This window comes from Rhizobium sp. TH135 (assembly GCF_002855515.1).
Lineage (GTDB): Bacteria > Pseudomonadota > Alphaproteobacteria > Rhizobiales > Rhizobiaceae > Allorhizobium.
In genome coordinates, this window is record NZ_PKRP01000002.1 from 248,792 (window position 1) to 268,392 (window position 19,601).

The 19,601-nt window shown below is 60.3% G+C and carries 22 protein-coding genes; all 22 read left to right on the forward strand.

The genetic code is table 11. From position 1 onward, the window contains the following. The 22 genes from C0V73_RS06240 (at position 1) to C0V73_RS06350 (ending at position 19,588) form a co-directional block, all read left to right on the forward strand. The gene (locus C0V73_RS06240; protein WP_102019142.1) at positions 1 to 567 is read left to right on the forward strand and encodes a flagellar protein; all 567 of its coding nucleotides are present in this window, start codon (positions 1 to 3) and stop codon (positions 565 to 567) included. A 75-nt stretch (positions 568 to 642) separates the two neighbouring features. Beyond that, complete coding sequence (flgB, locus tag C0V73_RS06245; protein WP_102019143.1) at positions 643 to 1,038, forward strand: flagellar basal body rod protein FlgB; 396 nt, start codon at positions 643 to 645, stop codon at positions 1,036 to 1,038. Beyond that, positions 1,038 to 1,460, forward strand: a complete 423-nt coding sequence (gene flgC, locus C0V73_RS06250; RefSeq protein ID WP_102019144.1) for a flagellar basal body rod protein FlgC — start codon at positions 1,038 to 1,040, stop codon at positions 1,458 to 1,460. The genes flgB and flgC overlap by 1 nt, the downstream gene beginning before the upstream one ends. After that, entirely contained in the window at positions 1,457 to 1,795 is a 339-nt protein-coding gene (locus tag C0V73_RS06255) for a flagellar hook-basal body complex protein FliE (protein ID WP_102019145.1), read from the forward strand. The genes flgC and C0V73_RS06255 overlap by 4 nt, the downstream gene beginning before the upstream one ends. 15 nt (positions 1,796 to 1,810) lie before the next feature. Next, the gene (flgG, locus tag C0V73_RS06260; RefSeq protein WP_102019146.1) at positions 1,811 to 2,599 is read left to right on the forward strand and encodes a flagellar basal-body rod protein FlgG; all 789 of its coding nucleotides are present in this window, start codon (positions 1,811 to 1,813) and stop codon (positions 2,597 to 2,599) included. 17 nt (positions 2,600 to 2,616) lie between these two features. Continuing rightward, the gene (gene flgA, locus C0V73_RS06265; protein WP_102019147.1) at positions 2,617 to 3,093 is read left to right on the forward strand and encodes a flagellar basal body P-ring formation chaperone FlgA; all 477 of its coding nucleotides are present in this window, start codon (positions 2,617 to 2,619) and stop codon (positions 3,091 to 3,093) included. A 35-nt stretch (positions 3,094 to 3,128) separates the two neighbouring features. Then, positions 3,129 to 4,211 (forward strand): flagellar basal body P-ring protein FlgI, encoded by a 1,083-nt coding sequence (locus tag C0V73_RS06270; RefSeq protein ID WP_245407920.1) that lies wholly within the window; start codon positions 3,129 to 3,131, stop codon positions 4,209 to 4,211. Next, on the forward strand, positions 4,208 to 4,744 hold the full coding sequence (locus C0V73_RS06275) for a MotE family protein (protein WP_102019149.1): 537 nt from the start codon (positions 4,208 to 4,210) through the stop codon (positions 4,742 to 4,744). Before C0V73_RS06270 ends, C0V73_RS06275 begins: the two co-directional genes overlap by 4 nt. Next, on the forward strand, positions 4,741 to 5,460 hold the full coding sequence (flgH, locus tag C0V73_RS06280) for a flagellar basal body L-ring protein FlgH (RefSeq protein ID WP_102019150.1): 720 nt from the start codon (positions 4,741 to 4,743) through the stop codon (positions 5,458 to 5,460). The genes C0V73_RS06275 and flgH overlap by 4 nt, the downstream gene beginning before the upstream one ends. 20 nt (positions 5,461 to 5,480) lie before the next feature. Beyond that, complete coding sequence (locus C0V73_RS06285; protein WP_102019151.1) at positions 5,481 to 5,999, forward strand: flagellar basal body-associated FliL family protein; 519 nt, start codon at positions 5,481 to 5,483, stop codon at positions 5,997 to 5,999. Next, positions 5,996 to 6,733 carry a flagellar type III secretion system pore protein FliP gene (fliP, locus tag C0V73_RS06290; protein WP_102019152.1) on the forward strand — a complete coding sequence of 246 codons (738 nt, stop codon included), beginning with the start codon at positions 5,996 to 5,998 and terminating at the stop codon, positions 6,731 to 6,733. Before C0V73_RS06285 ends, fliP begins: the two co-directional genes overlap by 4 nt. 248 nt (positions 6,734 to 6,981) lie before the next feature. After that, positions 6,982 to 7,899, forward strand: coding sequence for a flagellin (locus tag C0V73_RS06295; protein ID WP_102019153.1), 918 nt, complete (start codon positions 6,982 to 6,984; stop codon positions 7,897 to 7,899). A 402-nt stretch (positions 7,900 to 8,301) separates the two neighbouring features. Further along, a complete protein-coding gene (locus C0V73_RS06305) occupies positions 8,302 to 9,300 on the forward strand; it encodes a flagellin (protein WP_102019154.1) in 999 nt (332 codons plus the stop codon). A gap of 222 nt (positions 9,301 to 9,522) precedes the next feature. Then, positions 9,523 to 10,521 carry a flagellin gene (locus C0V73_RS06310; RefSeq protein ID WP_102019155.1) on the forward strand — a complete coding sequence of 333 codons (999 nt, stop codon included), beginning with the start codon at positions 9,523 to 9,525 and terminating at the stop codon, positions 10,519 to 10,521. Between the two features lie 304 nt (positions 10,522 to 10,825). Next, a complete protein-coding gene (locus C0V73_RS06315) occupies positions 10,826 to 11,785 on the forward strand; it encodes a flagellin (RefSeq protein ID WP_102019156.1) in 960 nt (319 codons plus the stop codon). 263 nt (positions 11,786 to 12,048) lie between these two features. After that, positions 12,049 to 12,702, forward strand: a complete 654-nt coding sequence (locus C0V73_RS06320; RefSeq protein ID WP_102019157.1) for a GTPase — start codon at positions 12,049 to 12,051, stop codon at positions 12,700 to 12,702. Continuing rightward, entirely contained in the window at positions 12,699 to 14,045 is a 1,347-nt protein-coding gene (locus tag C0V73_RS06325; RefSeq protein WP_102019158.1) for a MotB family protein, read from the forward strand. Before C0V73_RS06320 ends, C0V73_RS06325 begins: the two co-directional genes overlap by 4 nt. A 2-nt stretch (positions 14,046 to 14,047) precedes the next feature. Beyond that, on the forward strand, positions 14,048 to 15,376 hold the full coding sequence (motC, locus tag C0V73_RS06330; protein ID WP_102019159.1) for a chemotaxis protein MotC: 1,329 nt from the start codon (positions 14,048 to 14,050) through the stop codon (positions 15,374 to 15,376). A 2-nt stretch (positions 15,377 to 15,378) separates the two neighbouring features. Then, positions 15,379 to 16,779, forward strand: a complete 1,401-nt coding sequence (locus tag C0V73_RS06335) for a flagellar hook-length control protein FliK (protein WP_102019160.1) — start codon at positions 15,379 to 15,381, stop codon at positions 16,777 to 16,779. Beyond that, positions 16,703 to 17,284 carry a lytic transglycosylase domain-containing protein gene (locus tag C0V73_RS06340; protein WP_102019161.1) on the forward strand — a complete coding sequence of 194 codons (582 nt, stop codon included), beginning with the start codon at positions 16,703 to 16,705 and terminating at the stop codon, positions 17,282 to 17,284. The genes C0V73_RS06335 and C0V73_RS06340 overlap by 77 nt, the downstream gene beginning before the upstream one ends. Before the next feature lie 280 nt (positions 17,285 to 17,564). After that, complete coding sequence (locus C0V73_RS06345; RefSeq protein ID WP_102019162.1) at positions 17,565 to 18,236, forward strand: winged helix-turn-helix domain-containing protein; 672 nt, start codon at positions 17,565 to 17,567, stop codon at positions 18,234 to 18,236. Between the two features lie 143 nt (positions 18,237 to 18,379). Next, positions 18,380 to 19,588, forward strand: coding sequence for a flagellar hook protein FlgE (locus tag C0V73_RS06350; protein WP_102019163.1), 1,209 nt, complete (start codon positions 18,380 to 18,382; stop codon positions 19,586 to 19,588). The last annotated feature ends 13 nt before the right edge of the window (positions 19,589 to 19,601 follow it).

The window sequence follows — 19,601 nt, forward strand, 5'->3', positions numbered from 1 at the left end:
ATGACCGATTTCGATGCTGACGAGCCCGTGGCTCCGCTGCGCCCGGTCTTCACCCGTCGCCGGATCCCGACAATCGACCGCGTGTTGGCCATGACCGGCATCGCGCTCGCCTGCGGCGCGGCCTTTTTTCCCTGGTACGTCTTCTTCAACGAAGAGAAATTCGGCATCCAGGTTGCCGATTGGGAACGCACCCGCGATTTGCCGGAGGGCCCGGGCCGAGACGTTTTCAGCGTTTCCCCGCTTGCTCTGGTCGATCGTGACGACGAAGGCGGCGATGGTGAAGGCGACCCCGAAGTCGATCAGATCGTCACCGCGACTGTTCCGACCCTCGGTCTGGAAAAGCCCGAGGGTCTGGACACCGCGGCCACACAGCCCTTCCCGGGCAAGTCCGGCTTCCGCCTGCTGCATGTCGCCAATGGTCGTGCGCTGATCGAGGACAAGGCCGGCATGTATCTGGTCCGCATCGGCTCCATCCTGCCCGACAACAGCCGCGTTGCGACGCTTGAACAGCGTGAGGGCAAGTGGGTCATCGTCACCTCTACGGGTGAGGTTGTCCAAAACAATTGAAGAAGTGTGGGACGGGCAAGTCCCACGCAAGATTACTGGCCTAGGCTCCGATCAATAATAGACGGAGTGATGTGAATGAATCCCATCCAGTTGTTCGAGCTGGCCTCCCGACAGGCCGAGTGGCTCTCGGTGCGCCAGCAGGTTGTTGCGACCAATATCGCCAACGTCAACACGCCGAAATTCATGGCCAAGGATATCACGCCCTTCAGCGCGGTTCTGGACAAGACCGGCATGGTGCAGGGCATGGCCGTGACGCAGCCGGGCCATATGGCCGCTGCCGATTACAGTGACCGTAACATCGCTGTCGAAGAAGAAGATCTCAACAAGGAGATCGGCATCCAGGAATCGGGCAACACCGTCGCCTTGTCGGACGAGTTGCGCAAGACGGGTGAGATCAAGCGCAATCACGAGCTCAATACCTCGCTGATGTCTTCCTTCCATCGCATGATGCTAATGACGGTGAAACGCTGATGACCGATCCCCTGCTCGCAACGCTGAAGGTTGCCGGAAGCGGGCTTGAAGCCCAGTCGACCCGCCTTCGCATCGTTTCCGAAAACATCGCCAACGCCCGCACCACCGGTGACACGCCCGGCGCCGATCCATACCGCCGCAAGACGGTGAGCTTTGGTGCCGAACTCGATCGCATCACCGGTGCAGAGACCGTCGAGGTCAAGAAGCTCGGCGTCGATCTGGCCGATTTCATCGAGGAATACGACCCCGGCAATCCGGCCGCGGATGAGCGAGGCATCGTCAAGATGCCGAACGTCAATGTCCTGATCGAAATGGCGGACATGCGCGAATCCAACCGCAGCTACGAAGCGAATCTGCAGACCATCAAGCAGACACGCGAGATGATTTCCCAGACCATAGCGCTCCTGAAGGCCTCGCAATGATTGAATCCGTGACCAAGACCAGCGCTCTTTCAGGCATCAACGGCCTGGACTCGCTTTCAAGCTCCTTCTCGACCAAGGGCCTCACCGCCGAGGGCACAACGCCTGGCACGGCGACCGGAGAAACCTTTCTCTCGGCGCTCAACAGCATGGCGATGCAAGCATCCGACAATCTGAAGCAGGCCGAACAAACCTCCTTCGACGGTCTGATGGGCAAGGCGAACACCCGTGAGGTCGTCGATGCCGTCATGCAGGCCGAGCAGTCGCTCCAGACGGCGATCGCGTTCCGCGACAAGATCGTCAACGCCTATCTCGAAATCACCAAGATGCAGATCTGACAGGGGTACCAAACTATGAGAGCGCTCGCCATCGCAGCCACGGGTATGGACGCCCAGCAGACCAATCTTGAGGTCATTGCGAACAACATCGCCAACATCAACACGACCGGCTTCAAGCGGGCGCGTGCTGAATTCTCCGACCTTCTCTATCAGACGGAGCGCGCCCAGGGCGTGCCGAACCGTGCCAACCAGGCCATCGTGCCGGAAGGCGCCAATATCGGTCTCGGCGTGCAGACGGCGGCCGTCCGCAACATCCACACCCAGGGTCAGCTGACCCAGACGGGCAACGAACTCGACCTCTCGCTGATCGGTCGCGGCTGGTTCCAGATCGAAAGCCCTGACGGCACCACGCTCTACAGCCGCTCGGGTGCATTCAACATGAATGCCGAAGGCCAGCTCGTGACGATCGACGGCTACCTGGTAACGCCGCAGATCACCATTCCGCAGGATGCCAGCGAAGTCGTCATCAGCCGCACCGGCCAGGTTCAGGCGCGCATCGGCAACGATGCCGACTACACCGACCTTGGACAGCTGACGATCGCCAACTTCGTCAACGAGGCGGGCTTGAAGCCGCTCGGTGACAACCTGTTTGCCGAAACCGCAGCCTCGGGTGCCGCCATCGTCGGCGCGCCGGAAGATCCGGGCTTTGGCTACATAAAGCAGTCCTATCTGGAAGCATCGAACGTCGACTCGGTGAAGGAGATCACGGACATGATCTCTGCGCAGCGCGCCTACGAGATGAATTCCAAGGTCATCACCACTGCCGACGAGATGGCTCAGATCGTCAGCAAGAACCTCAAGTAAGACAACTGGAGGCAAACATGAGGTTTCGCCGGATATTCGGACATGCCCTGCGGGCGGCGGCAATCGCCGTCGCAGCGTTTGGCTTCGCCGCCGGCACTGCGCTGGCACAAAACACGGCTGTGATCCCCAAACAGGTGATCTATCCGGGCGAAACCATTTCCGCCGAGCAGATCGACGTCGTCGCTGTCACCAATCCCAACCTCGCGGGCGGCTACGCCCGTGTGCGGGAAGAAGTGGTCGGCATGGTCGCCAAGCGCACGCTGCTTCCCGGTCGAACCATTCCGGTGCATGGCCTGCGCGAAGCCTTTGCGGTGAAGCGCGGCAGCAGCGTTCGTCTGACCTTCGCCATCGGCAACATGTTGATCAGCGCAAGCGGTACCCCTTTGACCGACGCTTCCGTCGGTGAGGTCGTCAAGGTCCGCAACATCGATTCCGGCTCGATCGTCTCCGGCACGGTCATGGCCGATGGTACCGTACAGGTGATGGCAAAATGAAACTGATTGCACCCATACGGATCGCATTCTGTGCAATGGCGCTGGTTCTGGCTCCTCTTGAGCCGGCACTCAGCGCCAATTCGCGCATCAAGGATATCGCCTCGCTGCAGTCTGGCCGTGATAACCAGCTGATCGGCTATGGTCTCGTGGTGGGCCTGCAGGGAACCGGCGACAGCCTGCGCTCCTCGCCCTTCACTGACCAGTCCATGCGCGCCATGCTGCAGAACCTCGGTATTTCCACCCAGGGCGGCCAGTCGAACGCGAAAAACGTGGCGGCCGTCATGGTAACGGCCAATCTGCCGCCGTTCGCCAGCCCCGGTAGCCGTATCGACGTGACCGTGAGCTCGCTCGGTGACTCGACCTCGCTCCGCGGCGGAACGCTGGTCATGACTTCGCTCACCGGTGCTGATGGCCAGATCTATGCCGTGGCGCAAGGCTCAGTGGTCGTTTCCGGCGTCAACGCGCAGGGTGATGCTGCAGCCGTCCAGCAGGGCATCACGACCTCCGGCCGCGTGCCGACAGGCGCGATCATCGAGCGTGAGCTGCCGTCCAAGTTCAAGGACAGCGTCAATCTCGTGCTGCAGCTCCGCAATCCGGACTTCACCACCTCCTTGCGCGTGGCCGACACCATCAATGCTTATGCCGCCGCCAATTACGGCGCGCCGATCGCCGAAGCCCGCGACAGTCTGGAGATCGTGGTCCAAAAGCCCCGGACCGCAGACCTCGCAAGACTGATGGCCGACATCGAAAATCTCGTCGTGGCGACCGACTCGCCGGCACGCGTTGTCATCAACGAGCGCACGGGCACCATTGTTATCGGCGCCGATGTCCGCGTCTCGCGCGTTGCCGTGAGCTACGGCACCTTGACCGTGCAGGTCCAGGAAACACCGCAGGTCATTCAGCCAGGACCGTTCTCCCGTGGGGAAACGGCGGTCCAGCCTCAGACCGATATCTCCATCCGCCAGGAAGGTGACCAGATCGCCATCGTCGATGGCCCTGATCTCAGAACCCTCGTGAGCGGCCTCAACAGCATCGGCGTCAAGCCGGACGGCGTCATCGCGATCCTTCAGGGGATCAAGTCCGCCGGCGCCCTGCAAGCGGAGCTCGTCCTGCAATGATCAAGCCGAACCAGCTTCATTTCTCTCGCGTGGCACTGCGCAACGCTGTGGCAGTCCTCGCGATTGTTACCCTTCCGGCCTTCGCGCAGACAGCCCTTGGCCAGCAGCAGCCCCCGGAAAGTGCGACGGAAGCCGAAATCCGCCAGTTCTGCACCGGCATCGCCGATGCCGCACGCGATCAGCGTTACCTCTTGCAGAAGCAGGAGCTGGAAAAGCTCCAGGCCGATGTCGACAGCCGCATCGCCATCCTGGAACAGCGCCGCGCCGAGTATGAGGACTGGCTCACGCGCCGCAACGAATTCATGAAGCAGGCCGAAGGCCAGCTCGTGGAGATCTACAAGAAGATGGCGCCGGATGCGGCAGCACCCCAGCTCGAGGAGACGAATGTCATCCTCGCCGCCGCCATCATCATGAAGCTGCCGCCTCGCCAGTCGAGCCTCATCCTGACCGAGATGAGCCCGGACAAGGCGGCGGAAGTCGCCTCGATCATGTCGAGCGCCGGCGACCCCAATACATCGAAGGACCCATCATGATGAAGCGTTTCCCGGCTCTGCTGGCCGTTCTCCTCCTCGCTGGCTGCCAGAGCCAGACCATCAAGGAAATCGGCAACGCGCCTTCCATGAGCCCGATCGGGTCCGGACTGCGTTATAGCCAGACGCCGCAGATGGCCATGTATCCCAAGCAGCAGGCCCAGACGGCCAGCGGCTATTCGCTGTGGAGCGACAGTCAGTCGGCCCTGTTCAAGGACGCCCGCGCGCTGAACATCGGCGATATCCTGACAGTCAACATCGAGATCAACGACCGCGCCTCGTTCAACAACGAAACGGACCGGAGCCGTGACAACAACACCGGCCTGTCCTGGGGTGCGGAGATCTCGAACTTCCTCGGCTTCTCCACGGACACCGGGACGTCGGGCGATCTCTCGACCGATTCCACCACCAGTTCGTCCGGCAAAGGCTCGACCGAGCGCTCGGAACGCTTGAACCTGCTCGTCGCAGCCGTCGTCACCGGCGTGCTCGAAAACGGCAACCTCTTGATTAGCGGTTCCCAGGAAGTGCGGGTGAACCACGAACTGCGCATCCTCAACGTTGCCGGTATCGTTCGTCCGCAGGATGTGAATGCAGACAACGAGATCTCCTACGACCGGATTGCCGAAGCACGCATCTCCTATGGTGGCCGTGGCCGTCTGACCGAGGTCCAGCAGCCGCCGATCGGCCAGCAGGTCGTCGACATCTACTCGCCCTTCTGACCGGATCCGAGGACAGTTAAATGGAAGAACCTCAGGAAGGCGAAGGCAAGAAGAAGTCGGGCATGATGGCGCTCGTCATCCCCCTCGTCGTGCTGACGGCTGTCGGCGGCGGTGGCGGCTGGGTCATCGGCAATATGCTCGCCCCGCAGGTGAAGCAGGCCGAAGATGCAGCCAAGGCTGCAGAGGCGGCTGCTTCAGGCGGGGAGGGCGAGGCCAAGAAGGAAGAGGAGGGGCTCCCTCCGATCTCGACGGAAGCCAACGGCGTGGTCGCGCTTGAACCGATCACCACCAACCTTGCCTACCCCTCGGAGAACTGGATCCGGCTTGAAGTCGCGTTGATGTTCAACGGGCCTCCGGACGTCAAGATTGCCGAAGATGTCCACCAGGACATCATGGCCTATCTGCGCACGGTATCACTGCAACAGGTCGAGGGCCCACGGGGCTTTCAATATCTCAAGGATGACCTTCAGGAGCGAGTTGACCTGCGCTCGGAAGGCCGCGTATCCAAGGTAATGTTCAGAACGCTCGTGATCGAATGATTCGGTTTCTCATCTTCGTCGCCGTCATGATGATGGCGCCGGAACTGGCTGTGGCCCAGCAGTTCCCGACGGATATCTTCAACACCCCGATCGATGGATCGGTGGCGGCGTGGATCATTCGTACCTTCGGTCTGCTCACGGTGCTGTCGGTGGCGCCGGGCATCCTGATCATGGTCACGAGCTTCCCGCGTTTTCTGATCGCCTTTTCGATACTTCGCTCCGGCATGGGGCTTGCGACCACTCCTTCCAACATGATCCTGACCAGCATGGCCTTGTTCATGACCTTCTATGTCATGGCGCCCACCATGGACCGGTCGTGGCGTGAAGGCGTGCAGCCGCTGCTCAGCAATCAGATCACGGAAGGTGAGGCCGTCGCCCTCATCGCAGAGCCCTTCCGGACCTTCATGACGGCGAACACGCGTGACAAGGATCTCGCGCTCTTTGTCGACATCGCCAACGAACGTGGCCAGGCAACCATCGTCGACGGCAAGGTCGACTACCGGGTGCTCATCCCGGCCTTCATGCTGTCGGAAATCCGCCGCGGTTTCGAGATCGGCTTTCTCATCATTCTGCCGTTCCTGGTCATCGATATGGTCGTCGCGACCATCACCATGGCCATGGGTATGATGATGCTCCCGCCCACCTCGATCTCACTGCCGTTCAAGATCCTCTTCTTCGTCCTGATCGACGGGTGGAACCTGCTTGTCGGCAGCTTGGTCCGATCCTTCGTTTAAGTTAACTATAAGCGCTTACGATTGCTTCACCACGCTCTCTTACGGACGATTCACCACGTCCCAAGCGCCCCTTGGGCTACCTCAAAATGTAAAGAAGTTGGCAAGTATTGGCTGCGAGTTTGGAGCTCGCACGACGGGTCTGGTAGCAACGAAAAATACCAAAGGCATGATGCCGAACGTCCGTGACCGGTAAATTTTTGTAAGTCCGGTATGTCCCCTCTTGTATCTCGTTTAAGGGACAAATTGACATGGCCAGCATTCTGACCAACTCCAGCGCGATGTCCGCGCTCGCCACCCTGCGCTCGATCTCTTCCAACATGGAAGCGACGCAGAACGCCATCTCGACCGGCCTGAAGGTTTCCAAGGCATCTGACAACGCTGCTTACTGGTCGATCTCGACGAGCATGCGTTCTGACAACATGGCACTGTCCGCTGTGACCGACGCTCTCGGCGTCGGCGCTGCAAAGGTCGATACCGCCTATGCCGGTATGGATTCCGCAATTGACGTCGTCAAGGAAATCAAGGTCAAGATCGTTGCCGCCAAGGAAGAAGGCGTCGACAAGGCCAAGATCCAGGACGAAATCACGCAGCTCCAGGAACAGCTTGTCTCGATCGCGAAGAGCTCGTCCTTCAACGGCGAAAACTGGATCGCGGGCACGGCTGACACGAAGACTGTTGTCAGCGGCTTCGTCCGTAACTCTGACGGCAACGTCAGCGTCAAGACGACCGAATACACCATGGACAACACGTCCATGCTGTACACCTTCGACGCCGACGGCGAAGTTGAAGATGACAACGGCATTCTCGGCGCAAACGGCGACACGATCACCGTTGACGGCACCGACTACACAACCATCGCTGTGAAGGACATCGACGTCGAGAACGACGATATCGACGCCGCACTGGTTTCGGTTGATGCCGCACTCGAGAAGATGACGAGCGCCGGCGCAAAGCTCGGTTCTATCTCTTCCCGTATCGAGCTGCAGACCGACTTCTCCGAGAAGCTGTCTGACGCCATCGAAAAGGGCGTTGGCCGTCTCGTTGACGCCGACATGAACGAAGAGTCCACCCGCCTCAAGGCCCTGCAGACCCAGCAGCAGCTGGCAATCCAGGCGCTCTCGATCGCCAACAGCGACTCGCAGAACATCCTGTCGCTCTTCCGTTAATCGAAAGAACGGGCCGGCCCGTACGGGCCGGCTAGACTGTCCCGACGCCGATATGCCTTGGTGGCTGACCAGAGGCGTGCGAAGGGAGAGCTTCAACATCCGGGGGCTGACCTGGACACGAGGCAAGGCAAAGGCCGCATTCGGAAACGAATGCGGCCTTTCCGTTTTGTTAAACATAATCTGCTACGCGCGCGCACGCGTGAAGGTTGCAGAAATTTTCAGAAAAATTCGATTTCCCGTTTTCGTTTAGGCCTTCATTAACCTTGATAGTTTTATCTAGGCCTATCGAAGCGGCGAGCTAACTCTTAAAAATCAGCCAGTTAGCAGGCATGATGCTGTGCGCCGTTACCGGAGAGACCGGAATGTCCCTTCTTAGTCAGCCATTCAAGGGGCAATACTACTATGACGAGCATTCTCACCAATATCGCCGCCATGTCCGCACTCCAGACGTTGCGCTCTATCGGCAGCAACATGGAAGACACACAGGCCCGCGTTTCCTCCGGTCAGCGCGTCGGCGAAGCCTCCGACAACGCTGCCTATTGGTCGATCGCCACCACCATGAAGTCCGACAACATGGCGCTGTCTGCCGTGTCTGACGCACTCGGTCTCGGCGCATCGAAGATCGATACTGCCTATGCCGGTATGGAATCTGCCATCGACGTCGTAAAGGAAATCAAGGCCAAGCTGGTCACCGCCACTGAAGAAGGCGTCGACAAGGCTAAGGTTCAGGAAGAAATCGACCAGCTGCAGCAGCAGCTCATGTCGATCGCAGAATCGGCTTCGTTCAGCGGTGAAAACTGGATCGCTGGCGGCACCGACACGGCAACCGGCGCTGCCGATGTGACCGTCGTTTCCGGCTTCGTTCGCGACGCTGGCAACAACGTATCGGTCAAGACCACGACCTACTCGCTCGACGCTACCACTGCTGGCGAAATGACCATCCTGTTCGGTGGCGACGCGACGGGCGCAATCGACGAAGTGACCGGTATCCTGGGTACTGTCGGTTCCGACTGGACCACCACGACCTTCACCCTGCCCGACGGTACGACCAACTCTGGTGCGACCACCGACGTAGCCGGCATGTCTGTCTACACGCTCGACATCACCGACTTTGAAAACGACGACATGGCAGAAGCCCTGACGCTCGTTGACGCAGCGCTCGCCAACATGACCAGCGCTGGCGCAGACCTCGGCTCGATCTCCATGCGTATCGAACTGCAGGAAGACTTCGTCAACAAGCTGTCTGACTCGCTCGACTCCGGCGTTGGCCGTCTCGTCGACGCCGACATGAACGAAGAGTCCACCCGCCTCAAGGCACTGCAGACCCAGCAGCAGCTGGCCGTCCAGTCGCTCTCGATCGCCAACTCTTCCACAGAAGTCATCCTCTCGCTCTTCCGTTAAGACTGAAGAGCTCCAATATGGAAGCCGCCCTCCGGGGCGGCTTTTTTTCGTATTAAGGATTTTTACAGTTTCGATTAACCATGCGTTAACCATAAGCCGGTTACATGAGGTCATGTAACGATGAGTTAACCAAGACGAAGAAATGGTTAAGGGCATTACGCCGCGTCATCGTTCCCGGAAAGACCGGGATGTCCCCAGATCTAGCCATTAAGGGACACGACCGTGACCAGCATTTTGACAAACAACGCAGCGATGGCTGCACTTCAGACACTCCGCTCGATCGACTCGAAGATGCAGGACACCCAGGCGCGTGTATCCTCCGGTCTGCGTGTCGGCGACGCCTCTGACAACGCCGCCTATTGGTCGATCGCAACCACCATGCGCTCCGACAACATGGCGCTCTCCGCCGTCCAGGACGCTCTCGGCCTCGGCGCCGCGAAAATTGACACCGCCTACGCCGCGATGGAAAGCTCCATCGAGGTGATGAAGGAAATCAAGGCCAAGGTTGTTGCCGCCACCGAAGAAGGCGTCGACAAGACCAAGATCCAGGAAGAAATCGACCAGCTGCAGGAGCAGCTTCGCTCGATCTCCGAATCCGCAAGCTTCAGCGGCCAGAACTGGGTTGCTACCGGCACCGACACAGTGACTGCCCCCGTGGATGTGACGGTCGTTTCCGGCTTCATCCGCGACTCCAGCGGCAATGTTTCGGTTTCGACGACGCTCTATTCCCTCGATGCGACGACGCCGGATGGCATGACCGTCCTGTTCGGTGGTGATGCGGCCGGTCTGATCGACTACAACTCCGGTATCATCGGCAGCATTTCGGACACCTTCGACGCCTTCGTCGACTGGGACAATGACGGAACGGCCGGTGTCGCAGCTGCCGAAATCGCAGGCGTTTCCATCGACCAGCTCGACATCACCGGCCTGACGACCGCCGGCATGCAGGAAGCCCTGTCACTCGTCGAATACGGCCTTCAGCAGATGACCAGCGCGGCTGCTGCTCTCGGCTCGATCTCCATGCGAATTGGCATGCAGGAAGACTTCGTCGCGGCTCTCACCGACTCGATCGACAGTGGTGTCGGTCGCCTCGTGGATGCCGACATGAACGAAGAATCGACCCGCCTGAAGGCACTGCAGACCCAGCAGCAGCTGGCCATCCAGTCGCTCTCGATCGCCAACACCTCTTCCGAAAGCATCCTGACACTCTTCCGTCAGTAAGCGGCGCTCTGGCTAGGGGCGACTTCGTCCCGCCCTGACTGTGTCGGATGTTATCGGTTTGAATCCGCGCCTCGCAAGAGGCGCGGATTTTCGTTTGAGCCTTGCGCGAAACTTTTGGCATTTTCGTTTGGACTACAAAAGACAATCCGATGCCTTGCCATGCCCTTGGTCTCTTTGTTAACTGCCGCTGTTAACGATTTGTTAACAGTGACGGGGACCGCGCGCTTAAGTGGTCTGCATGATGCCCTCCCGTCTTGCCGGCCAGCGCCGGATGCGCAGTCCTGAACGCTTAGGGGCACCAAGCATGACCAGTATTATGACCAATGCGGCCGCCATGGCGGCGCTGCAGACGCTTCGTTCGATCGACAACAACCTCGAGACGACCCAGCGGCGTGTTTCCTCGGGCTACCGGGTAGAAACCGCAGCCGACAATGCCGGCTATTGGTCCATTGCCACCACGATGCGCTCCGACAATGCGGCGCTCTCGACCGTTTCCGACGCGCTCGGCCTCGGTGCGGCGACCGTTGATACCGCTTACACGGCGCTCGACAACGTCGTCGACGTTATGTCGAGCATCAAAGCGAAGCTCGTGGCCGCCAGCGAGCCGGGCGTCGACAAGAACAAAATCAACGAAGAAATGACGCAGCTGAAGAATCAGCTGATCTCCGCAGCGCAGTCCGCATCCTTCTCCGGTGAGAACTGGCTCTACAATACCAATGCAGCGGAGCTCGGCACGAAGCAGGTTGTCTCGTCCTTCGTTCGCGGTGCCGATGGCAGCGTTCAGGTCACGACACTCGACTTCGATACCGAAGAATCGGTCCTGATCGACATCCAGGATGCCTCGCGAGGCTTTCTGACGAAGTCGATCGATGCCGATGTGCTGCGCAACACCGGTACGGGTGCCCGCGAATACTATCTCCTCGACATGGGCGCACCGACCAGCGGCGATGAAATCGCGATCGACACCAACACGACCAAGGAACAGCTAGACGACATGATCGCCGTCGTCGACGACGTCATCCAGCAGCTGACGGATGCCGCCGCCACGCTCGGCGCGATCACCTCGCGCATCGAGATGCAGGACAATTTCGTCTCCAACCTGATGGACGTGATCGACAAGGGTATCGGACGTCTGGTCGATGCCGACATGAACGAGGAATCGACACGCCTGAAGGCCCTGCAGACCCAGCAGCAGCTCGGCATCCAGGCCCTCTCGATCGCCAACAGCAGCGCCGAAAAGCTTCTCACCCTCTTCCAGCGCTAACAGTTGAGACGCCGGATGCGCAAGCGTCCGGCGCACTCGTGTCGATTTGAAGCAGGTGGCCGCAAACGTCATTCATCTTCGCGCAAGTTTGAACCCCTAGTTTTAGGAAAGCACGTGGCACAAGAGCGCCAATCCGTGCCGAACGAGCTTCGAATAACTTCGGAAGATGAGAGAACGCGTACGGATATGCTGAAGTTTGATCTTCTTCTCGCGGAAGGCCGCGTTTCCTGGCCTCGCCATGTCGCCGATGGAGGCGATTGCCGATGAGCATGCCACTGGCCCGTTATCTCAAGGATTTTTCCAGCGACGTTGCGCCGCCGGCACCGCCGACGTCGGCGCCGACTTTCGATCTGCCGAGCGTCGATGCGTTCGACATGGACTTTCCGGCACTGCCCGAACCTGACCCGATTGATGTCGAAGCTCTCAGACGCGAAGCCTATGCCGAAGGGCATGAGGCTGGCGAAAAGGCTGCCGCCGAGCGTTTCGAGGTCGACCGACAGGCGATGGAGATTGCCCACGCCCAGGCGCTCGCCGAACGCGACCAACGGCTGCGCGACGAGTTCGCAACCATCGTCGGCACGAAGCTTCCCGAGTTGATCCAGAAGCTTTCTCTTGCCGTTAGCGAACAGGCGGCTGTTGCCCTGGCGCCGGTGATCGGCGAGGCGCTTGCGGAAAAGGCGGTCAAGGATCTCGCCGTCGTGCTCCAGGCAGCCATCTCCTCTGGCGACGCGGGTACGATCGAAGTGAAGGGTCCGCGCCTGCTGTTCCAGAAATTGCAGTCCGAAATGCCAGAGCACATGAGCTTCCTTCGCCACACGGAGGATGACGATCTCGACCTGACGGCCGAGTTCGGTGACGCGGCGCTTGTGACCCGCATCTCCGCCTTTACGGCGAGCCTGAAGAAAGTGCTGGCATGAGCGACGAAAATCACCACCACGGCAAAAACGAGATCATCATCGTCAAGCGCCATAAGGGTGACCACGATGGTGCCCATGGTGGCGCCTGGAAGATCGCCTATGCCGACTTCATGACCGCGATGATGGCCTTCTTCCTCGTCATGTGGCTGGTCAACGCCGCGAACGAGGAAACCAAGGCCTCGGTCGCCAGCTACTTCAATCCGATCAAGCTCTCTGACGAAAAGCCCACAGAAAAGGGCCTGGAGAAACCGGTCGAGACCAGCGAAGGCGAAGAGAAGAAGGAACGGTCCCAGGTCGACGAGGACGAGGACAAGGTCGGTTCGGCCGCCGCAACTGGCGACGATCAGACGGCGTCGTCCGGCGACGAGGCCAACTATTCCGAGGCCGATTTCTTCGAAAATCCCTATTCCGTTTTGGCCGAAATCGCGCAGGAAGTTGGCCAGCAGGCCAATGTCAGCGCCAAGGGCGAGGGCGGTGCAGCCGATTCCGGCCCGTCGACCGGTGCGCAGGGCGGTGAAGCCTATCGCGATCCCTTCGATCCCGACTTCTGGACCCAGCAGGTGCAGACGGCCAACGGCCCGCCGGGTGAGCCGACCGATGCGCCGACACCGGCGGAGCAGGCCCAGACCGCAGCACAGCCGGCGACCGAACCGGTTGATCCGTCAACCGAGCCTGAGCAGCAGATCGCCCTTGTCGTTCCCGGACAGAAGCCTGTGGATCCGGCAACCCCCTCCGAGGCATTGACTGGCGACAAGCCGGCGGAAGCCGACATGCCGAAAAGCGACGTCGGCGAAACCGACCAGTCCGAGACCAAGACCGAAGACAAGGTTGAGACCGCCAAGGTAGATGCCACGGCAGAGGCGCAGCTCGAGGTCCAGCTCGCCGCAGCCGACAAGTTGAAGGCAGAGATTGAGGAAACGCTCGGCGGCGCCGCCGGCAAGCTCGCCGAAGGGCTCCTGGTCACACCGTCGGAAGGCGGCTTGCTCGTCACCATCAGCGATCAGAGCGACGCTGCCATGTTCAATGTCGGCTCGGCCGTCCCGCGCCGCGAACTGGTGCTGGCGATGGAACGACTGGGCAAGCTTTTGCAGGACAAGCCCGGCCGTATCGTCATCCGCGGTCATACCGACGCCCGCCAGTTCAAGGGTACGGAAAACGACAACTGGCGCCTCTCCATGGCCCGCGCCCACAGCGCATACTACATGCTGGTGCGTGGCGGCCTGAGCGAGGACCGCGTCGAACAGGTTTCCGGCTTTGCGGATCGCCGCCCACAGGTTGCCGATGATCCGCTCGCGGATGCCAACCGCCGCATCGAAATCCTGATCGAAGCGGACGAGGGCTGAGCATGGCCATTCGGCGACTGTCCCTCTGCGTTCTGCTCTCCGGTCTGGCGGCTTTTGCTGCCGGATCGCCGAGCCATGCGCAGTCGGTGGACGAGACGCTCGAACCCTACCGGATGCTGCGTTCGCTGCAATTCGTCCAGGATACCGTCATCAGGGGTGACCATTCCGCAGCAGACATGCAGCGTTTCATGCTGGGCACGATCGACGAGCGGCTGCGCACGGCCGATCCGAAGATCTTCCAGGATCCGCGCAACGTCGATGCGGCCCTGATCTATGCGATGAGCGGCGGGAATCCCGCGACGCTGGAATTGCTTGTTGCCCGTGACATCGAAGGCAATTTCGACAACCGCGTCAGCGATGCCTTACGCAAATATCTGACCGGCAAGGGCACCTTGATCGCCAAGACACTGGGCGACATGGCCGTCGAATACAAGAACGCCAAGATCGGGCCGTATCTCGCGCTCGTTGCCGGCAATGTCACCCTTGCCAAGGATCCGGCTGCCGCCTTGAAGTTCTACGACTGGGCGCGCCTCACGGCTCCCGGCACCATTGTCGAAGAGGCAGCCCTTCGCCGTTCGCTCGCCGTCGCCGTCGACGCCAAGATCGTCGACAAGGCGTCGCTCTATGCGAATGGCTACGCACGCCGCTTCCTCTATTCGCCCTATGCCAGCCAATTTGCCGATCTTTTCGTCCGGTTCGTCGTCGAGCACTACGATGTGCTGAAGCCCGCCGACATCGACGCGACGCTGGGCTATATGGATATCGACCGGCGCCGTGAGGTCTACCTCCGCGTTGCGCGCGAAGCGGCGATCGCAGGTCGCAAGGAACTCGCCACCATGGCCGCCGACCAGGCAAAGCTCCTGTCCGGCAGCGAAGAGGGCGCAGACGCCCTTGCCAAACTCTACGGCAGCCTCGTCGGCGTCCCGACCGAGAATGTCGACGATGCCATGGCTGTCCTGATGAATATCCCGGAAGACGCGCTTTCGCCTCGCGACCGCGCGCTGCGCCAGGCCGCCGAAACCGTGGCCAAGGAGGTTCTGCGCAAGCCGGAACCAGCCGCCGCCCCGCAGGCGCCCCCGCCGGTAGACGCTCCGCAGGCAGGCGAAGCGGTTGAGGCTGCTGCGACCGACCAGGAGCTGCAGGATCCCTTTGCCCAGCCGCAGGCGGCAGACGCAGCCCCCGGTGAGGCTGAAGTACAGCCCGCGGCGGCAGAGTCCGGTACGCCACCGGCCGAGCAGGCCGAGATCGATCCCGAACTGCGAACCTTCGTCGATGCGGGACGGTCCAAACTCGATGCCATAGACGATCTTCTCCAGAAAGAAGGCCCCTGATCATGATGGATGCACTCTCAGCTCCCAGATTGCCTGTTTCGGATGGCGCCGCGTCGCAATCCGCCTCCGGTCGTAGTGACAGGGCGGAAGACGGCGGCAGCTTCTCGAAGGTACTTTCGAGCTCGGGAGAGCAGGAGCGTGGCACGTCGCAGGGCGGAAATTCTGACGAAGATGCGGCAAGCGTAGACGCCGACGGTGATCTTCCGGCGGCCAAGACCTCCACGCGCGGCGCCGACCCATCCCTGTTTGGCATCGACGATGCCTTGCTTGCAGAGCTCGAAGCTCTGCCGGACGACGTGTCCATGGGCGACCTCGTGCGCCTTCTGGCAAACGCCAAGGCGCAGGGCAAGGGAAGCGCCAAAGAGGGCAAGGAGCCCGAGGTCGAGATCGAAGGTCTCGATCCCGCACTCAAGGCTGAGCTCGCCAAGGCCATGGCCGCCGTTCGCGACCGCAAGGGCGAGGAAGGCACCGAGGAGGTTTCGGCCGAACAGGCATCCGGCGAGACTGCAGGCGCCGAGGCGAAGGCCACTGACCTCGCAGATGTGCTGCAGCTTTTGGCCGGCGGTGAAGCCAAGATCGCAGAGAAGAACGAGGAACCCGTCAAGGGCGAGAAGAGCGCTAAGGCAGATCAAAAGGCCGTTGAAGGCCTTGCCGTGGCCGCCGTCTCAGAGGGGGAGACAGATGCCTCCACCGCGGATGACAGTGGCTCGGAAGGCAATCGCGACTTCCGCTTCGTTAGGGCTGATGGCAAGGGAGAGCCCGTACTTCTGCGCAGCGAAGGATCTGAACAGACCGAGCAGAAGGCAGTCGAGACGGTTACCGTGGTCGACAGCCGACGCTATATCGCGCCGGTCTCGACGACCAACGGTGCTTCGATCACAGCGGCCATGCTGGGCGACAGTGAGTGGGTCGGCGCCATGTCACCGGGTTCTGAACTGGCCAACGCTGCGACCCAGTCCAGCCAGGGCAAGGTCGTGCATACCTTGAAGATCCAGATGACACCGATCGACCTTGGAAGTGTCACCGCGACCTTGCGGCTATCGGGTGAGGAGCTGAGCGTCCAGTTGACCGTTGACAATCCGGCAGCGCTGCGCCAGCTCTCCAACGATCAGAGCGACATCCTGAAGGCCCTGCGCGCGCAGGGTCTGGTGGTCGATCAGGTGCAGGTGAACATGCAGGTCGCGACTGTCGATCGCAGCGCCGATACCGGTCAGAACAGTGCGCAAAACCAGCAAGCTGGCCAGCAGACATTCCAGTCCGGAAACCAGGGTGGCAGCGAACGGCAGCAGCAGGGTGAGACTGCAGGAAACGGGGTACGGACGGCAGATGAGCGCCTGGTTCAAACGACGGATACTCCGGCTACCGACGCTCGCAGCACTCGCCCTGATCAGCTTTACGTCTGAGGCAGCGGCAAGCCTTGGGGCCTGTGAGGGCGCCATCAGTGCGGCCGCCGCCAAGTTCGGCATACCCGAAGGCATCCTCTATTCGGTGGGTCTCACCGAGACGGGGCGCAAGGGCAGCCTTCAGCCCTTCGCCATGAATGTCGAAGGCAAAGCCTATTACTTCGATGAGTTGGAGGAAGCGCTCGAGGCGTTCCAGCGGGCGAGGGAAGGCGGCGCGGTCCTCATCGACGTCGGCTGCATGCAGATCAATCAGCACTTCCACGGAGAGCATTTCAGCTCCGTAGAAGCGATGTTTGACCCTCGGCGAAACGTGGAATATGCAGCGCGCTTTCTCAGCAATCTGCATAGCCGTCACGAAACGTGGACCATGGCTGTTGCAAGGTACCACGCGGGGCCGAACAACGACCCGGCCCAGAAGCGCTACGTGTGTCGCGTGATCGCAAATTTGGTGGCGACGGGCTATGGAAGCTGGACGCCCAATGCGCGACAATTTTGCGGTGAATAACAATCGAAGGTTGTTTGACAGCCACGATTGTGCCGATTTGCGAAATGTGGCGAGACTGCGATGAAAGAGGCATTAGCAAGAGCTTGTGCGAAACTTGCGTTAACTTTTCCACTGGAAAATAGTGCCTTACAACCCGGATAGCTACTATATCTAGTTCAAATCGGCACCAAATGGTTAATCAATCGTTAATTACTATGGTTAAGTTCTCCTAGTTGTTCATAAATCCCCCGATTCGTACCCATGGTGCATCGAAACACCACACTGATTCGGAGGCGGCTGAATGATCGTCGTGGTAGATGAGCGCGAGCTCGTGAAAGACGGATACACATCACTATTTGGGCGCGAGGGAATTCCCTCGACGGGTTTCGACCCACGCGAGTTCGGGGAATGGGTCAATACGGCGGCCGATTCCGACATCGCGGCGGTTGAAGCATTCCTTCTCGGACAGGGCGAGGCGACCCTGGAACTGCCGCGGGCAATCCGCGACCGGACCCAGGCACCTGTGATCGCAGTCAGCGATCAGCCATCCCTGGAGGCAACCCTCGCACTCTTCGACTGCGGCGTCGATGATGTCGTGCGCAAGCCGGTCCATCCTCGCGAAATCCTGGCACGCGCTGCGGCCATCCGCCGGCGTCTGCGGGCGATCACCAATTTCACCGAGATCGGCCCGATCAAGGTCTTCTCCGACGGCCGCGATCCCGAGATCGCCGGCGACGTCTTCCCCTTGCCGCGCCGCGAGCGCCGCATTCTCGAATATTTGGTCTCCAACCGCGGTCGTCGCGTCTCGAAGACCCAGATCTTCAACGCGATCTACGGCATCTTCGACGAAGAAGTCGAAGAGAACGTCGTCGAAAGCCACATCTCCAAGCTTCGCAAGAAGCTTCGCAAGAAGCTCGGTTTCGACCCCGTCGATTCCAAACGCTTCCTCGGTTACTGCATCGACTGGAGCTGATGATTACATCCCGCGGCCGCCCTTGTGCGGCCGCAGTTTTTTCCTCGCCACGAGGTGAAAAAACGGCAGGGCCCTCCAGCCAGACAGCTTCACGCAAGGCCCACCTCATACTCTCCCATTGACTATAAAACGAGGATTTTGACATGAGCCTTTACGGAACCATGCGAACGGGTGTCTCCGGCATGAACGCCCAGTCGAACCGGCTGAGCACTGTCGCTGACAACATCGCCAATTCCAGCACCGTCGGCTACAAGAAGGCCTCGGTGCAGTTTTCATCCATGATTTTGCCGACCACGAACGGCGCCTACAATTCCGGCGGCGTCGAGACCGATGTCCGCTACTCGATTTCGAGCCAGGGCACCTTCAGCTACACGACCTCCGAGACGGACCTCGCAATCAATGGCGACGGCTTCTTCATCGTGAAGGGCGACGACGGCACTCCCTACATGACCCGTGCGGGTTCCTTCGTTCTCCAGGATGACGGCACGCTCAAGAACACCGCAGGCTATACCCTCCAGGGTTACGAATACGATTCCACGGCTGATCCGACCATCGTCGTGAACGGCTTCGATGGACTTGAAGACGTAGATTTGTCCGGTTCGGGCATCTCCGCTGTCGCCTCGACGACGGGTACCCTCAACGTCAACCTGCCCAACGGTGCGGAAGACGGTTTTGTGCAGACGACCTCTCTGAAGGTGTTCGACAGCCAGGGTTCCAGCCGCCTCATTGAATTCACCTACACGAAAGTCACCGACAACGAGTGGACGGTAGAAGCAACCGGTCCCGGTGTTCCGGCCACGGTACTCGGCGTGACCAGCCTCTTCTTCACCACGGACGGCCAGCTTGATACGGCATTGAGCCCGACGCCCCTCACGCTGCAGACCTTCGATATCGACGGTGCTGTGGTGCCGGATATCACCTTGGAAATCGGCGACACGACGCAGCTCGCGTCTGCCTTCTCCGTTGAAGAAGGCAAGGTCAACGGTAACGCTGCCTCGAAGGTCAAGGGCTACGAGATCGACGACAAGGGCGTCGTCTCGATCGCCTACGAAAACGGCGACCTGGTGCCGAAGTTCCGCGTCGCTCTTGCGAGCGTCCAGAGCCCGGACAACCTCAATCCGGTTGCCGGCAACATGTACACCCAGTCGAACGATTCCGGTGTCGTCATCCTCGGTTATGCCGGCTCCAGCGGCTTTGGCACGATCCTGTCCGGCGCTCTCGAAGACTCCAACGTGGACGTCGCTGAAGAGCTGACGGCCATGATCGAGTCCCAGCGGAATTACACCGCAAACTCCAAGGTTTTCCAGACCGGCTCCGAATTGATGGAAGTCCTGGTCAACCTGAAGAGATAATCGAAAGAGTAGG

Excerpts from the sequence above, each read along its gene's own strand:
- C0V73_RS06240 (WP_102019142.1), top strand. The coding sequence starts at position 1 with ATGACCGATTTCGATGCTGACGAGCCCGTGGCTCCGCTGCGCCCGGTC.
- flgB (WP_102019143.1), top strand. The coding sequence starts at position 643 with ATGAATCCCATCCAGTTGTTCGAGCTGGCCTCCCGACAGGCCGAGTGG.
- flgC (WP_102019144.1), top strand. The coding sequence starts at position 1,038 with ATGACCGATCCCCTGCTCGCAACGCTGAAGGTTGCCGGAAGCGGGCTT.
- C0V73_RS06255 (WP_102019145.1), top strand. The coding sequence starts at position 1,457 with ATGATTGAATCCGTGACCAAGACCAGCGCTCTTTCAGGCATCAACGGC.
- flgG (WP_102019146.1), top strand. The coding sequence starts at position 1,811 with ATGAGAGCGCTCGCCATCGCAGCCACGGGTATGGACGCCCAGCAGACC.
- flgA (WP_102019147.1), top strand. The coding sequence starts at position 2,617 with ATGAGGTTTCGCCGGATATTCGGACATGCCCTGCGGGCGGCGGCAATC.
- C0V73_RS06270 (WP_245407920.1), top strand. The coding sequence starts at position 3,129 with ATGGCGCTGGTTCTGGCTCCTCTTGAGCCGGCACTCAGCGCCAATTCG.
- C0V73_RS06275 (WP_102019149.1), top strand. The coding sequence starts at position 4,208 with ATGATCAAGCCGAACCAGCTTCATTTCTCTCGCGTGGCACTGCGCAAC.
- flgH (WP_102019150.1), top strand. The coding sequence starts at position 4,741 with ATGATGAAGCGTTTCCCGGCTCTGCTGGCCGTTCTCCTCCTCGCTGGC.
- C0V73_RS06285 (WP_102019151.1), top strand. The coding sequence starts at position 5,481 with ATGGAAGAACCTCAGGAAGGCGAAGGCAAGAAGAAGTCGGGCATGATG.
- fliP (WP_102019152.1), top strand. The coding sequence starts at position 5,996 with ATGATTCGGTTTCTCATCTTCGTCGCCGTCATGATGATGGCGCCGGAA.
- C0V73_RS06295 (WP_102019153.1), top strand. The coding sequence starts at position 6,982 with ATGGCCAGCATTCTGACCAACTCCAGCGCGATGTCCGCGCTCGCCACC.
- C0V73_RS06305 (WP_102019154.1), top strand. The coding sequence starts at position 8,302 with ATGACGAGCATTCTCACCAATATCGCCGCCATGTCCGCACTCCAGACG.
- C0V73_RS06315 (WP_102019156.1), top strand. The coding sequence starts at position 10,826 with ATGACCAGTATTATGACCAATGCGGCCGCCATGGCGGCGCTGCAGACG.
- C0V73_RS06320 (WP_102019157.1), top strand. The coding sequence starts at position 12,049 with ATGAGCATGCCACTGGCCCGTTATCTCAAGGATTTTTCCAGCGACGTT.
- C0V73_RS06325 (WP_102019158.1), top strand. The coding sequence starts at position 12,699 with ATGAGCGACGAAAATCACCACCACGGCAAAAACGAGATCATCATCGTC.
- motC (WP_102019159.1), top strand. The coding sequence starts at position 14,048 with ATGGCCATTCGGCGACTGTCCCTCTGCGTTCTGCTCTCCGGTCTGGCG.
- C0V73_RS06335 (WP_102019160.1), top strand. The coding sequence starts at position 15,379 with ATGATGGATGCACTCTCAGCTCCCAGATTGCCTGTTTCGGATGGCGCC.
- C0V73_RS06340 (WP_102019161.1), top strand. The coding sequence starts at position 16,703 with ATGAGCGCCTGGTTCAAACGACGGATACTCCGGCTACCGACGCTCGCA.
- C0V73_RS06345 (WP_102019162.1), top strand. The coding sequence starts at position 17,565 with ATGATCGTCGTGGTAGATGAGCGCGAGCTCGTGAAAGACGGATACACA.
- C0V73_RS06350 (WP_102019163.1), top strand. The coding sequence starts at position 18,380 with ATGAGCCTTTACGGAACCATGCGAACGGGTGTCTCCGGCATGAACGCC.